Origin of the sequence: Simplicispira sp. 125, assembly GCF_003096555.1 — a bacterium.
GTDB lineage: Bacteria > Pseudomonadota > Gammaproteobacteria > Burkholderiales > Burkholderiaceae_C > Simplicispira.
Genome location: NZ_QEKM01000001.1, coordinates 1532805 through 1547329 on the forward strand (window position 1 = coordinate 1532805; position 14525 = coordinate 1547329).

General features: G+C 58.6%; 14 protein-coding genes. 1 reads left to right on the forward strand and 13 read right to left on the reverse strand.

Annotated elements, in window-relative coordinates:
* Nucleotides 1-31 precede the first annotated feature (31 nt).
* The 5 genes from C8D04_RS06980 to C8D04_RS07000 all read right to left on the reverse strand — a co-directional run bounded on the left by C8D04_RS06980 (nucleotide 32) and on the right by C8D04_RS07000 (nucleotide 4806).
* On the reverse strand, nucleotides 32-1030 hold the full coding sequence (locus C8D04_RS06980) for a branched-chain amino acid ABC transporter permease (protein WP_116004200.1): 999 nt from the start codon (nucleotides 1028-1030) through the stop codon (nucleotides 32-34).
* Nucleotides 1031-1042: 12 nt separating this feature from the next.
* Entirely contained in the window at nucleotides 1043-1927 is an 885-nt protein-coding gene (locus C8D04_RS06985; protein ID WP_116004201.1) for a branched-chain amino acid ABC transporter permease, read from the reverse strand.
* A gap of 130 nt (nucleotides 1928-2057) precedes the next feature.
* Nucleotides 2058-3254, reverse strand: a complete 1197-nt coding sequence (locus C8D04_RS06990) for an ABC transporter substrate-binding protein (RefSeq protein ID WP_116004202.1) — start codon at nucleotides 3252-3254, stop codon at nucleotides 2058-2060.
* A 54-nt stretch (nucleotides 3255-3308) separates the two neighbouring features.
* Nucleotides 3309-4034, reverse strand: coding sequence for an ABC transporter ATP-binding protein (locus tag C8D04_RS06995; protein ID WP_116004203.1), 726 nt, complete (start codon nucleotides 4032-4034; stop codon nucleotides 3309-3311).
* Nucleotide 4035: 1 nt separating this feature from the next.
* Nucleotides 4036-4806, reverse strand: a complete 771-nt coding sequence (locus tag C8D04_RS07000; RefSeq protein ID WP_116004204.1) for an ABC transporter ATP-binding protein — start codon at nucleotides 4804-4806, stop codon at nucleotides 4036-4038.
* A gap of 328 nt (nucleotides 4807-5134) precedes the next feature.
* Between C8D04_RS07000 and C8D04_RS07005 the strand changes: the two genes are divergently transcribed.
* Nucleotides 5135-6946, forward strand: coding sequence for an ABC transporter transmembrane domain-containing protein (locus tag C8D04_RS07005; RefSeq protein WP_116006071.1), 1812 nt, complete (start codon nucleotides 5135-5137; stop codon nucleotides 6944-6946).
* Nucleotides 6947-7112: 166 nt separating this feature from the next.
* On the opposite strand, the gene C8D04_RS07010 is transcribed toward C8D04_RS07005, so the two are convergent.
* From C8D04_RS07010 to nuoI, 8 genes are read right to left on the reverse strand one after another with little or no spacing between them, the layout of a single operon-like run.
* A complete protein-coding gene (locus C8D04_RS07010; protein WP_116004205.1) occupies nucleotides 7113-7580 on the reverse strand; it encodes a DUF1178 family protein in 468 nt (155 codons plus the stop codon).
* 35 nt (nucleotides 7581-7615) lie between these two features.
* Nucleotides 7616-7921, reverse strand: coding sequence for a DUF2818 family protein (locus tag C8D04_RS07015; protein WP_116004206.1), 306 nt, complete (start codon nucleotides 7919-7921; stop codon nucleotides 7616-7618).
* A 13-nt stretch (nucleotides 7922-7934) separates the two neighbouring features.
* Complete coding sequence (gene nuoN / locus C8D04_RS07020; RefSeq protein ID WP_116004207.1) at nucleotides 7935-9428, reverse strand: NADH-quinone oxidoreductase subunit NuoN; 1494 nt, start codon at nucleotides 9426-9428, stop codon at nucleotides 7935-7937.
* 24 nt (nucleotides 9429-9452) lie between these two features.
* Entirely contained in the window at nucleotides 9453-10928 is a 1476-nt protein-coding gene (locus C8D04_RS07025; protein WP_116004208.1) for an NADH-quinone oxidoreductase subunit M, read from the reverse strand.
* A 13-nt stretch (nucleotides 10929-10941) separates the two neighbouring features.
* Complete coding sequence (gene nuoL / locus C8D04_RS07030; RefSeq protein WP_116004209.1) at nucleotides 10942-12963, reverse strand: NADH-quinone oxidoreductase subunit L; 2022 nt, start codon at nucleotides 12961-12963, stop codon at nucleotides 10942-10944.
* A gap of 27 nt (nucleotides 12964-12990) precedes the next feature.
* Nucleotides 12991-13299: an NADH-quinone oxidoreductase subunit NuoK gene (gene nuoK, locus C8D04_RS07035; RefSeq protein ID WP_116004210.1), complete on the reverse strand. Its 309-nt coding sequence runs from the start codon at nucleotides 13297-13299 to the stop codon at nucleotides 12991-12993.
* Nucleotides 13296-13964, reverse strand: a complete 669-nt coding sequence (locus C8D04_RS07040) for an NADH-quinone oxidoreductase subunit J (RefSeq protein WP_116004211.1) — start codon at nucleotides 13962-13964, stop codon at nucleotides 13296-13298. The genes nuoK and C8D04_RS07040 overlap by 4 nt, the downstream gene beginning before the upstream one ends.
* 44 nt (nucleotides 13965-14008) lie before the next feature.
* Nucleotides 14009-14518 carry an NADH-quinone oxidoreductase subunit NuoI gene (nuoI, locus tag C8D04_RS07045; protein ID WP_116004212.1) on the reverse strand — a complete coding sequence of 170 codons (510 nt, stop codon included), beginning with the start codon at nucleotides 14516-14518 and terminating at the stop codon, nucleotides 14009-14011.
* Nucleotides 14519-14525: the final 7 nt, after the last annotated feature.

The following is a 14525-nucleotide window of genomic DNA, read 5'->3' on the forward strand; positions in this document are numbered from 1 at the left end:
CGGCCCGAGAGGGCCGCCCAAGGTCAATACCTTATTTGGCCGCGCTCCCGGCACGGCGACGGTCCATCCAGGCGATGATCTCGCCCATGATGCCGCGGCGGAATGCCAGCACGCATACCACGAAGATCAGGCCGGTAACGATGGTGACCGACTCGCCCAGCGTATGGAACCATTCGATGCCAGACACGCGGGCCAGCATGTCGCCCAAATCACCGATCTTGTTCTCCAGCAGCACCACGACCGCAGACCCGACCAGAGGGCCTGAGAGCGTTCCCAGACCGCCGACAAGGGTCATCAGCACCACGTGGCCAGAAGCGGTCCAATGGGCATCGCTGAGTGTTGCAAAACCCAGGACCAGCGTCTTGAGCGAACCGGCCAGACCCGACAGGGCTGCAGACAGCACGAAGGCCAGCAACTTGAAACGGTTGGTGTCATAGCCCAGCGAGATGGCCCGCTGTTCGTTTTCCTTGATGGCCTTGAGCACCTGGCCATAGGGCGAATGCACCGTGCGCACAATGACCAGGAAACCTGCCACGACCACGGTCAGGGCAACGTAGTACATCACCAGATCGTCTTTCAGGTCGATCAGGCCCAGCAGCTTGCCGCGTGGTACGCCCTGCAGGCCGTCCTCACCACCGGTGAAAGGGGCTTGCAAGCAGACGAAGAACAGCATCTGCGCCAGCGCCAGCGTAATCATCGTCGAGTAGATGCCTTCGCGGCGAATGGCAAAGAAGCCGACGATCAGGCCCAAAAAGCCGCCACTGAGGGTGCCCAGCAGCAGGCCGACTTCAGGCGTAAAGCCCCATACTTTCATTGACTGGCCCGCCACGTAGGCTGCGCCACCCAGGAAGGCTGCATGACCGAAAGACAGCATGCCGGTATAGCCCAGCAGCAGGTTGAAAGCAGCGGCAAACAGTGCGAAGCACATCAGCTTCATCACAAACACCGGGTAGGCACCCAGCATCGGGGCCAGCAGCAGGCCGGCCAGCAGCAGGCCGTAGCCAATGGCGGAGATTTTCTTGGAGTTCATGTGTGCTGCCCCTTATTTCTCTTTGCCGAACAGGCCGGCGGGGCGGATCAGGAGAACGATGACCATGATGACAAACACCACGGTGGAGGACGCCTCGGGGTAAAACACTTTGGTGAAACCTTCAATAATGCCCAGGCCCAAACCCGTCAGGATGGAGCCCATGATGGAGCCCATGCCGCCAATCACCACCACGGCAAACACCACGATGATGAGGTTCTGCCCCATCAGGGGCGAAACCTGGTAGATCGGAGCCGCCAGCACCCCGGCAAAGGCCGCCAGTGCGGCGCCAAAGGCATAGGTGAGCGTGATCATCACGGGCACGTTGACACCAAAAGCTTCAACCAGGCGCGGGTTTTCAGTGCCAGCGCGCAGGTAGGCGCCCAGCTTGGTCTTTTCAATCACGAACCAGGTGGCGATGCACACCACGACCGAAGCCACGACGACCCAGGCACGGTAGTTGGGCAAAATCATGAAGCCCAGGTTGGTGGCGCCTTGCAGCAGCTCGGGCGTGTCGTAGCCCAGGCCCGAAACGCCATAGACGGAGCGGTACACGCCCTCGATCACCAGCGTCAGCCCCAGCGTCAGCAGCAGGCCATAGAGGTGGTCGAGCTTGTAGATCCAGCGCAGCAGCAGGCGCTCGATCAACACACCGAAAATTCCCACCACCAAGGGCGCCAGCACCAGCATCAGCCAGTAGTTGATGCCCAGGTAATTCATGGCCATCCAGGTGGTCACGGCCCCCATCATGAACAGCGCACCGTGCGCGAAGTTGATGACGTTGAGCAGGCCGAAAATCACGGCCAACCCCAGGCTGAGAATTGCGTAAAACGAGCCATTGACCAACCCCAAAAGGAGCTGGCTCAGCATGGCTGGCAGGGAGACACCAAAAATTTCCATGGGAATGGGTTAGCAGAGGTCAGTGGGCAAATCAGGGGCTGGAGCTTTGGTCAGTGGTCCCGCATGCATGCGAAGGCGTTGCTTGGCTTGGCCAGCAACGCCCACAGCACATATACGGGACAGGAGTCAGTTACTTCCAGAGAGCGCACTTGCTCTCGGCTTTGGTGGTGAAGATCTGCTCGCCAGGAATTTTCTTGACCACCTTGAAGTAATCCCAAGGCTTGGTGGACTCAGCAGGCTTCTTCACTTCGAGCAGATACATGTCGTGCACGTAACGACCGTCTGGACGCAGAACGCCCGAAGCGTAGAAGTCGTTCATCTTCATGCCGCGCCATGCGGTCATGACCTTGTCAGCATCCGTGCTCTTGGCTGCTTCGACGGCCTTGAGGTAGTTGGTGGTCGCAGAGTAATCAGCGGCCTGGATCGACGTAGGCATGCGCTTGGTCTTCTCGAAGAAACGGTTGGCAAACTTGCGCGTGTCGTCGTTCAGGTCCCAGTACCAGCTGCTGGTGAACTGCAGGCCCGCTGTGTTGCGCAGGCCCAGGCTGTGGATGTCGGTGATGAACAGCAGCAGACCGGCCATCTTCATGGTCTTGTCGATGCCGAACTCCTTGGCTGCCTTGATGGCATTGATGGTGTCGCCACCGGCGTTGGCCAGGCCCAGGATTTGTGCCTTGGAGTTTTGCGCCTGCAGCAGGAACGAGGAGAAGTCAGATGCGTTGAGCGGGTGGCGCACCGAACCGGCGACCGTGCCGCCCTTGGCTTTGACAGCCGCAGCGGTGTCGCTTTCCAGTGCTTGGCCAAAGGCATAGTCGGCAGTCAGGAAGAACCAGCTTTTGCCGCCGGCATCCACAATGGCCGAACCGGTACCGCGTGCCAGCGCCACGGTGTCATAGGCGTAATGCACGGTGTAGGGTGTGCACTGTTCGTTCGTCAGTGCCGAAGAACCGGCGCCGCTGTTGACATACACGCGCTTCTTCTCGGCGGCCACCTTGGCAGCTGCCAGAGCGGTACCCGAATTGGTGCCGCCGAACAGCATGGTCACGCCTTCGGTATCGATCCACTCGCGTGCTTTGGAAGCAGCGATGTCCGCCTTGTTCTGGTGGTCAGCGCTGATCAGTTCCACGGGCTTGCCCAGAACCTTTCCACCGAAGTCATCGATGGCCATCTGGATGGCCAGAGCGCCGTTCTTACCTTCCACGTCGGCATACAGGCTGGACATGTCGGTGATGAAACCGATCTTGACTTTGTCTTGAGCGTGCGCAACGGGCGCGACCAGGCCTGCGGCGCCCAGCATCACGGTGAGGACGGTTAGTTTGTTTTTCATGCTTGTCTCCTGAAGTAAAGGGAGGGTGGGGGAAAATAGTGCGGAAAAAGCGCGTCAGACGCCCAGCAACTGGTTGAGCACCGGCATTTTTTCCTGCAGTTCGCCAGAGCCAAAACTCTCGACGATGCAGCCGTGCTCCATGACATAAAAACGATCGGCCAAGGGGGCTGCAAAGCGGAAGTTCTGCTCCACCATCACGACGGTGTAGCCCTTTTTGCGCAGCATGGTGATCATCCGTGCGAGTGCCTGAACGATGACCGGGGCCAGGCCCTCGGAAATTTCATCGAGCAGCAGCAGCTTGGCGCCGGTGCGCAGGATGCGGGCCACGGCCAGCATCTGCTGCTCGCCGCCCGACAGGCGGGTACCCTGGCTGTTCTTGCGCTCGGCCAGGTTGGGGAACATGTCATAGATTTCTTCCACCGACATGCCCGCAGAACCTGTCTTGAGGGCTGGCGGCAGCAGCAGGTTTTCTTCGCACGATAGGCTGGAGAAAATGCCGCGCTCTTCAGGGCAGTAGCCCACGCCCAGGTGCGCAATGCGGTGCGTGGCCATGCCCACGGTTTCCACGCCGTTGATCTTGATGGAGCCTTTGCGAGAACCCGTCAATCCCATGATGGCGCGCATGGTGGAGGTACGGCCTGCGCCATTGCGCCCCAGCAGCGTCACCACTTCGCCGGGTTGCACGGCGATGTTCACACCATGCAGCACATGCGATTCACCGTACCAGGCTTCCAGGTTGCGGATTTCGAGAGCGGGAGTATTCGAAGCAGCGGTAGCCATGTCAGTGCGCCCCCTGCAATTGGCCGTCGGTCGTGCCCATGTAGGCTTCCATCACTTGCGGGTTGTTTGAAACTTCGGCGTAAGGCCCTTCGGCCAGAACGGCGCCACGCTGCAGCACCGTGATGCAGTCGGCAATGGTGGAGACCACCTTCATGTTGTGTTCCACCATCAGGATGGTGCGGCCAGCAGAGACTTTCTTGATCAGCTGGGTGACACGGTCCACGTCTTCGTGGCCCATGCCCTGCGTGGGCTCGTCGAGCAGCATCAGCTCGGGTTCCATCGACAGCGTGGTGGCAATCTCCAGGGCGCGCTTGCGTCCGTAGGGGAGATTGACAGTGACTTCGTCGGCCAGGTCTTCAAGGCCCACTTCGGTGAGCAACTGCATGGCACGGTCGTCCAGTTGGCGCAGGGTGCGCTCGCTGCGCCAGAAATGAAAAGACGTACCCAGCTTGCGTTGCAGGCCCAAGCGAACGTTTTCCAACAGGGTGAGGTGTGGAAACACGGCAGAAATCTGGAACGAACGGATCACACCACGGCGGGCAATCTGTGCAGGCTGCTCCTGCGTGATGTCCTGCCCGTTAAAGCGGATAACGCCCGAGGTCGGCACCAGAAACTTGGTGAGCAGGTTGAAGCATGTGGTCTTACCGGCCCCGTTCGGCCCGATCAGGGCGTGGATGGACCCCCGGCGCACGGCCAGGTTGACATCACTGACCGCTGTGAAGCCTTTGAACTCCTTGGTCAGGTGGGTGGTTTCAAGAATGACGTCGCTCATTGCGCCTTGGATGCTCCGTGGATGGCTGGTCAGTCGTTTATGAGGCGGCCACAACCAGCATGAATGTTTGTGCTGGAGCGGACTTTAAGTTGATGCCACGCAATTACCTACCGGTGCTTTCTCCTAGGTAGTAGTCCGTACAAGGTGTAAGCCCTATGTAATACCGCCTATCCCCGCCCGGCCCTGGCTGCGGTATCTACACATAAAAATCCAAGAAAAACCGCCAAAGCCGCTTATTCAACAAGCGGTAGCAGCTATGTTTTTTGAAATAAATTGCTGCGAAACCCCTCTACCTCGGGTGCCAGCAGGCGCCCCCTACACTCTCATCATGGCTACAACGCAAACTGCTCCTCCCGCCCCCGGTGCACCCCGTGCGCTGGGGGGCCTGCTTCCGTTTCTGCGCCCGTATCGCACGCGCATTGCTCTGTCCTTTGTTTTTTTATTCTTGGCGGCAGCGGCCACGCTTGCCATTCCTCTCGCCCTGAGCGGCCTGATCGACAGCAGTTTGGCCTCTTCGGACCGAGGCACACAGGCCATGGCCTTGCGCGGCAAATTCACCGCGCTGTTTGGTGTGGTGGTGATGCTTGGTATTTTTTCGTCGGCACGTTTTTATCTGATGAGCTGGCTCGGCGAGCGTGTGACAGCTGACCTGCGCAATGCCGTGTATGCCCATGTATTGCGGCAAAGCCCGCAGTTTTTTGAAACCACACAAAGCGGTGAAGTGTTGTCACGCTTGACCACCGACACCACGCTGGTGCAAACCGTAGTGGGCTCGTCGCTATCAATGGGGTTGCGCAACGCAGTCGTCGGCACGGGCGCCATCATCATGCTGGTATGGACAAACCCGCGTGTCATGGCCGTCGTACTGCTGATGCTGGTCGTCGTCGTGCTGCCCGCGCTATGGATCGGGCGGCGGGTGCGCCGCCTCTCGCGCGCCAGCCAGGACCGCGTAGCGGACTCCAGCGCCATCGCAGCCGAAATCCTCAACGCCGTTCCCGTGGTGCAAAGCTACGTGGCAGAGGAACGCGAATCCCAGCGCTTCAGCCAAGCCACCCAGAGCGCTTTTGAGACCGCCGTGCGCCGCTCCAGAGCAGGCGCTGCCATGGTGGCTTTCATCATCATCGCCAACGCGGCCTTGCTGCTATGGGGCCTGTACCAGGGCACACAGTCCGTTCTGGATGGCAATATGAGCTACGGCCATCTGGGTCAGACGGTCGTGTACGTGATGCTGCTGGCCGGGGCTGCCACGGTGCTGGGCGAGGTGTACGGTGACCTGCTGCGCGCCGCAGGCGCCACCGAGCGCCTGATGGAATTGCTGGCCAGCGACTCCCCCGTGGCCTCCCCCGCTCAGCCCGTGCCCTTACCAAAAACCAATCAAGGCCTGGCCGTGGAGTTTGATCATGTGGGTTTTCACTATCCGTCCCGGCCTGGCCAGGCTGCCTTGCAGGACTTTACGCTGTCGCTGCAACCCGGTGAAACAGTCGCCTTGGTAGGGGCCAGCGGTGCTGGCAAGACCACCGTTTTCCAGCTGCTGCAGCGCTTCTATGACATTGACTGTGTACATCTAGGACAAGGGGCCATCCGCTTGAACGGCGTGGACATCCGCGCACTGTCTTTCGACACCCTGCGCGGCAGCATCGGCACCGTCCCTCAGGATGCCGTGATCTTTTCAGCCAGCGCGTTGGAGAATATCCGCTATGGACGGCCAAGTGCTTCAGACGATGAAGTCATGGCAGCCGCCCGCGTTGCCTTCGCCCATGACTTTCTCCAAGCCTTACCTGAAGGCTACGCCACTTTTTTGGGCGAGCGCGGAGTGCGGCTTTCGGGTGGTCAGCGCCAGCGCATCGCCATTGCACGCGCCATGCTCAAAAATCCACCTCTGCTCCTGCTTGACGAGGCCACAAGCGCCCTGGATGCTGAAAGCGAGCGCATGGTCCAGGCAGCACTGGACTCGGCCATGCAAAGCCAGGCAGGTCAGCGCACCACTCTGGTAATTGCCCACCGCCTGGCCACAGTGCAGAACGCCGACCGCATCGTGGTGATGGAGCATGGGCGCATCGTGGAACAGGGTCGGCACGTGGAGTTACTGGCGCGCAATGGGGTGTATGCACGCCTTGCGGCACTGCAATTTACGGTGTAGCGGCGCAGTGTCTACCCACCGACAAGGGCGTGGCGGATAGACGCGAGGAACTTAGAGCGGATAACAAAACGCAGAGAAGCGGTTCTGGCGAGGCGCTACGTCGCAGGCGGTACGAGTCGTACGACAAGACGCGGCAACAACGCCAGAAACGTTTGCTTGGTCGCTCTTAGTGCAAAGTTTCGGTCACAGCCTGGGGGAGCGGCAACACCGGCACGCCCTCTTCCAGCAACTGCAAAGTCTGGTCCGCACTGGCCTGGCCTTTGATTGCTCGCTCGGGCGCATCACCTCGGTGGATGCGCCGCGCTTCTTCGGCAAACTGGGAACCCACATCTTCAGCCTGTGCTGCGGCCTGGCGCGCCCACTGCAGCACGCTGGCAGCGGTCGGCATCGACACTTGTGCGGGATCGGAGACCCGTGATGGCTCTGCGGCATCAAGTCGCGGAGATGTTGTCGCAGGGGGCTCGCGCGCACCCAGGTTGATACGCGGCGCGCTAAGCGCCTTGCGCACTTGTGCATCGCCACACAGCGGGCAGGTCAGCAAACCCCGCTGCAATTGGCTCTGAAAATCTTGCTCGCTCCCAAACCAGCCTTCAAAGGCATGGTCGTTCTGACAGTGCAGATCGAGCACTTTCATGGGGGACTGCCGCTTCGGCCTTCAGTACACCCGACTTATCTACGGCGGCGCAGCAGATAGCGGAACACAAACCCCGGAAAGGCCAGCACGATGAACATGGCCCCGGTAACAGCGTAAAACTCCCAACCCTGGGGTGCAATCTGGCCGACGCCCTTCTCCAGAAGCAGTGCCAATCCGCCCACTAAAAAGTACAGCACGACAAGCTCTATCAGCCGTAACAGCAGCTTCTTGTGGGGCACCAGGGCGGGCCCCACGACCAGAACGCGCTGGTTCACAAAAGGAAGATTGGCCGCCACGCAGGCGACCAAAATCACGAGCCATACCAGACCGGATTGCGACACGACAGACTACGACTCAGGACGACAAGGAGCGCATGATGGCGTCCGCGCACAGCGTCATCAGACCGCCAGGCAACAAACCCAACACCAGCAGCAAAGCACCATTGAGCGTCAGCACCATGCGCACGTCCAGAGGCGCCGAAATGGCCCCCGTCGTGAGCGGTGCATCAAAGTACATGACCTTGACAACGCGCAGATAGTAAAACGCACCTACCAAGGACATCAGCACCGCAAAAACCGCCATGACGATGTACGGAGTCTGGCCCGATGCCAGCAGAGCCTGCAGCACCGACAGCTTGGCATAGAAGCCCACCATCGGAGGGATACCCGCCATGGAGAACAGACACAAGGCCAGGATACCGGCGTAAAGCGGACTGCGCTGGTTCAGGCCCGCCATGTCAGCGATTTCCTCGCTCTCGAAGCCCTCGCGCGCCAACAGCAGGATCACGCCAAAAGCAGCCAACGTGGTCAACACATAGGTCACCACATAGAACATGGAAGCGCTGTAGGCAGCCTCGACCGTGGCAGCATCTACATGGCCATGGACGACGCCGGACATCAGACCCAGCAGCACAAAACCCATCTGGGAGATGGTGGAGTACGCCAGCATACGCTTGAGATTGGTCTGTGCAATGGCTGCCAGGTTACCCACCAGCAGCGAACCAATCGCCAGCACTGCCAGCATCTGCTGCCAGTCAATCGCCAGGGGCAAGAGACCATCGACCAACAAGCGCATCACGATGGCAAAGGCGGCCAGCTTGGGCGCACCACCGATCATCAAAGTGACTACCGTCGGCGCACCGTGGTAGACATCAGGCACCCACATGTGGAATGGCACAGCCCCCAGCTTGAACGCGAGGCCTGCGACCACGAAGACCACGCCGAACACCAATACCTGGTGGCGAATCTGGCCTGAGTTGACAGCCTTGAAAACTTCGCCAATGTCCAGCGATCCAGTGGCACCATACAGCATGGACAGGCCATACAGCAAGAAACCGCTGGCCATGGCACCAAGCACAAAGTACTTCATGGCGGCTTCGGTCGCAGTCGCATGGTCCCGGCGCAGCGCCACCAGGGCATAGCTCGACAGGGTCAGCAACTCCAGGCCCAGATAAATCACCAGGAAATTGTTGCCACCAATCATGATGAACATGCCCAGCAGTGAGAACATGCCCAGGGTGAACAATTCGCCGCCACGCAGCATGCCGCGATCGCCTGCATAGGGCCTGCCGTACACCAGGGTCACCATCATCGCCAGGGTGGCAAAGCATTTGAGCCAGTTGCCCATGGCGTCGCTGACAACCATGTTGCCAAAACCATAGAAGGTGTTGCCGCTACTGGCATACACACCCTGCAAAACGGCGACCACTGCCAACGTGAGCATGGTCAGCACATAAGTGCCGGTGCGCCGTGGGCTGGAGACGCCCAGATCCACCAGCGCAATCACGCAGGCCATGACCAGAAGCAGGATCTCCGGATAAATCGCAAGCCAACTGATGTTGTCTATCATCTCGTGTCTCTCAGTTCAGTCTGGTCAGTTCAGCTTGGACAAGGCCACATGCTTGAGCAGCTCGGCCACGGAAGCATCCATCACGTCGGTGAAGGGGCGTGGGTACAGACCCATATACAGCACGGCGAAGCCCAGCAGGGCCAGCACGAAAAATTCGCGGCTGCTGATGTCCAGCAGGGCTTTGACATTGCTGTTGCCGACCGGCCCCAGATACACCCGCTTAAACATCCACAGACTGTAGGCAGCACCCCAGATCAGCGCCGAGGCCGCAGCCAGGCCGATCCAGAAATTGGCTTTCACGGCAGCCAGAATCACCATCCACTCACCCACAAAACCCGCAGTACCCGGCAAACCGCAGTTGGCCATGGTGAACAACAAGGCAAAGGCAGCAAAATTTGGCATGGTGTTGACCACACCGCCATAGTCGGCAATTTCACGCGAATGCATGCGGTCGTACAGCACACCAATCGAAAGGAACATGGCAGCCGAGACAAAACCATGCGCGATCATCTGCACGATGCCTCCCGACACCCCCAGGTCATTGAAGACGAAGAAGCCCAGGGTCACAAAACCCATGTGCGCCACAGACGAGTAGGCCACGAGTTTTTTCATGTCCTTTTGCACCATGGCCACCAGACCCACGTAGACCACGGCAATGAGCGACAACGCGATCATCAACCAGGCCCACTCGCGTGAGGCATCGGGGGCAATGGGTAACGAGAAGCGCAGGAAACCATAGGCGCCGAGCTTGAGCATGATGGCGGCCAGCACAGCAGAACCACCAGTGGGCGCCTCGACGTGCACGTCAGGCAGCCAGGTGTGCACCGGCCACATTGGCACCTTCACGGCAAAGGCCGCGAGGAAAGCAAAGAACAACAATGTTTGCGTGCGCCCATCCAGGGGGAGCGTATGCCAGGTGGCGATATCGAAGCTGCCTGCCGACTGGTTGTACAGGTAGATCAGCGCGATCAGCATCAGCAAAGAGCCCAGCAGCGTGTACAAGAAAAACTTGAACGCAGCATAGATCTTGTTCGGCCCACCCCAGATACCGATGATGAGATACATCGGAATCAGCGTGGCTTCGAAGAACACATAGAACAGCATTCCATCGAGAGCCGCAAAAACACCGATCATCAGGCCCGACAAAATCAGGAAGGCCCCCATGTACTGGTTCACCCGCACCGTGATCGACTCCCAGGAGGCAATCACCACGATGACGGTAATGAACGCCGTCAGGGGCACAAACCAGAACGAAATGCCATCTACACCAAGGTGGTAGAAGATGTTGAAACCTTCGATCCAGGGGGTTTTCTCAACAAACTGCATCGCTGCAGTGCCGAGCTTGAAACCCTCATAGAGCGGCAAGGTCACTGCAAACCCCGCCAAAGCACCAATCAGGGCCAACCAACGCACGGCCCCCGCATGCTTGTCGCTGCCAAAAGCCAGCAACAGCGCGCCGAACGCGATGGGCGTCCAGATAGCAAGACTCAACAAACCCATTTTTGTTCTTCTCCTACTTGTTGAGCAAGACGAAATACGTCATGAGCACGAAGATGCCCAAAATCATTACCAGAGCGTAGTGGTAGACAAAACCGGTCTGCACCTTGCGCACGATGCCGGCCACCCAACCCACAACCTTCCAGGAACCATTCACCAGCACACCATCGATCAAGGCCTGGTCGCCACCCTTCCACAGTCCAACGCCCAGTGCACGGGCGCCACGAGCGAGGATGTTCTCATTGATCCAGTCAAGGTAGTATTTGTTTTCCAGCAAGGTGTAGATCGGCTGGAAAGCGCGCTTGATGGCAGCAGGCAAAGCCGGGTTGACCATGTACATGTAGTACGACAGGGCAACACCTGCCACCGCCAGCCAGAACGGCGCCGTCTGCAAACCATGCAGCGCCATGCCCACGGGGCCATGGAAAATCTCTGTCAGCTTGGCCATGGCAGGATGCAAAGCTGTGTTGACGAAAATTGCATCCTTGAAAAATTCACCGAACAACATCGGCTGGATCGTCATGAAGCCGATCACCACCGACGGAATGGCCAGCAGCACCAACGGCACCGTCACCACCCAAGGGGATTCGTGCGGCTCTTTGTGGTGATGGTCGTCGTGACCATGACCATCATGGTGGTGCGCGTCCGGGTTCTGGTCAAAGCGTTCCTTGCCGTGGAACACCAGGAAATACAGGCGGAACGAATAGAACGCGGTAACGAAAACCCCGGCCAACACCGCAAAGTGTGCAAAACCTGCTGCCGGCAAATGGCTGAAATGCACAGCCTCGATGATGCTGTCCTTGGAGTAAAAGCCAGCGAACAACGGGGTGCCGATCAGCGCCAGCGATCCCAGCAGCGAGGTGATCCAGGTAATGGGCATGTACTTGCGTACGCCGCCCATCCAGCGGATGTCCTGGTTGTGGTGCATACCGATGATGACCGAGCCCGCAGCAAGGAACAACAACGCCTTGAAGAATGCGTGCGTCATCAGGTGGAACACGGCAACCGAGTAGGCGGAAGCACCCAAGGCCACGGTCATATAGCCGAGCTGCGATAGCGTCGAATAGGCCACCACTCGCTTGATGTCATTCTGGATGATGCCCAGAAAACCCATGAACAGCGCCGTGATGGAGCCAATGATCAGAATGAAATTGAGCGCCGTATCGGACAACTCAAACAGGGGCGACATGCGCGCCACCATAAAGATGCCCGCCGTCACCATGGTAGCCGCGTGGATCAGCGCAGAAATGGGGGTCGGGCCTTCCATCGAGTCGGGCAGCCAGACATGCAGCGGAAACTGCGCGCTCTTGCCCATGGCACCAATGAACAGGCAGATACAGACCACGGTGATCAGCATCCAGTCGGTGCCCGGGAACGACAGCGCACCCAACTCACCTGCCTTGCCAAACACCTCAGCGTAATTGAGGGTTCCAGCATAAGCCGCAATCAACCCAATGCCCAGAATGAAGCCGAAGTCACCCACACGGTTGACCAGGAAAGCTTTCATATTGGCAAAGATGGCCGAGGGCTTGTTGAACCAGAAGCCAATCAGCAGGTAGGACACCAAGCCAACGGCTTCCCAGCCAAAGAACAGCTGGAGCAGGTTGTTGCTCATCACCAGCATGAGCATGGAGAAGGTGAACAGCGAGATATAGGCGAAGAAGCGGTTGTAACCGTCGTCTTCTTCCATGTAGCCGATGGTGTAGATGTGCACCATCAGCGACACAAAGGTCACCACACACATCATCATGGCTGTCAGCCCATCGACCAGAAAGCCGACTTCCATTTTCAGGCCACCCACCACCATCCAGGTGTAGATAGTTTCATTGAAGCGGGCACCATCCAGCGCCACGCTCTTGAGGGTCATGGCAGAGAGGATGAATGCCGCCAGCACGCCCAGAATGGTAAGCGTATGGCTCAGCCGACGGCCGATCCAGTTGCCCCCGAAGGTCGTACCGAAAACACCGGCCAGCACGGCGCCCGCCAGCGGTGCCAGTGGAACGGCCAGTAGCGTTGAAGCAGAAAGGGTTTGACTCATTGTGGAGAACCTTGCGTGTCTGGCGTCTCAACCCTGCAGGGTGTCGAGAGCGTCCGCATTGATGTTGGACTTGTTGCGGAACAACAGAACCAAGATGGCCAAGCCGATGGCCGACTCGGCTGCAGCCACGGTCAGGATGAAGAAAACGAACACCTGCCCGTGCATATCGCCAAGGTAATGTGAGAAGGCCACAAAGTTCATGTTGACCGCCAACAGCATTAGCTCAATGGCCATCAGTAAAACAATGAGGTTCTTGCGATTCAGAAAGATACCAATGACAGCCATTGCGAACAGCATGGCTCCCACGGTCAAGAAATGTCCCAGCGTCGGTGTCATGCTTTTTTCTCCTCGGCAGCAGGCACGACTGGCGCACTTTCTGGTGCCTTTTGTGTGACCGCCATCTTGACCACCTGCAACCGATCGGCTGCGCGCACCCGGACTTGCATTGCCGGATTGATGGCCTTGCTCTCCTTGCGGTTGCGCAGGGTCAGCGCGATGGCAGAAATCATGGCCACCAACAGAATCACGGATGCAATTTCCACCGGATACAGATAGCGCGTATACATGAGTTGACCCAATGCCTTGGCATTGGAAAACGCAACCGCATTGCCTGCCGCATCGACCGCCGCCGCCATCGCCTTGGGTTCTTCAATGCCACGGAAACCGCCCATGAGAACTGCGGCCATTTCCAAGGCGATGAGCGCACCCACGGCGGCGGCCAAGGGAAAGTGTTTCCAGAACCCTTCGCGCAGACCCTCGACATCAATATCGAGCATCATCACGACGAACAGGAACAACACCATCACGGCTCCCAGGTACACCAGCACCAGGGCAATTGCCAGGAATTCAGCCTTGAGCAGCAGCCACAAGCCGGATGCTTGCGAAAACGCGAGGATCAGGTGCAACACGGCGTGCACCGGATTGCGTGCAGAAATAACCCGGAAGGCTGCATAAAGCAGCACGACCGAAAACAGATAGAAAAAACCAGTCTTGGCGTCCATGAATCGGTTCTTTGTAGAGGTCTGGCGTAGGGATGCGCGCCGCTTCAGCGGTACTTGGCGTCTGCGGCCTTGGCGGCAGCAATTTCGCCTTCATAGCGGTCACCCACGGCCAGCAACATGTCTTTGGTGAAATACAGGTCGCCACGCTTTTCGCCGTGGTACTCAAAAATATGCGTTTCGACGATGGAATCGACCGGGCAACTCTCTTCGCAGAAACCGCAGAAAATGCACTTGGTCAGGTCGATGTCATAACGGGTCGTCCGGCGTGAGCCATCGTCGCGGACATCCGACTCGATGGTGATCGCCATGGCCGGGCAAACCGCTTCGCACAGCTTGCAGGCAATGCAGCGCTCCTCGCCATTGTCATAACGGCGCAAGGCATGCAGGCCGCGAAAGCGCGGAGAAACGGGTGTCTTTTCTTCTGGGAACTGCACTGTCACCTTACGGCGAAAAGCGTAGCGACCTGTCAGGGACATACCCTTGACGAGTTCAACCAGCAGAAAACTTTTGAAAAAGTCCCGGATGGAAAAAGATGCAGCAGCAACGGCAGCCATTCGTGTG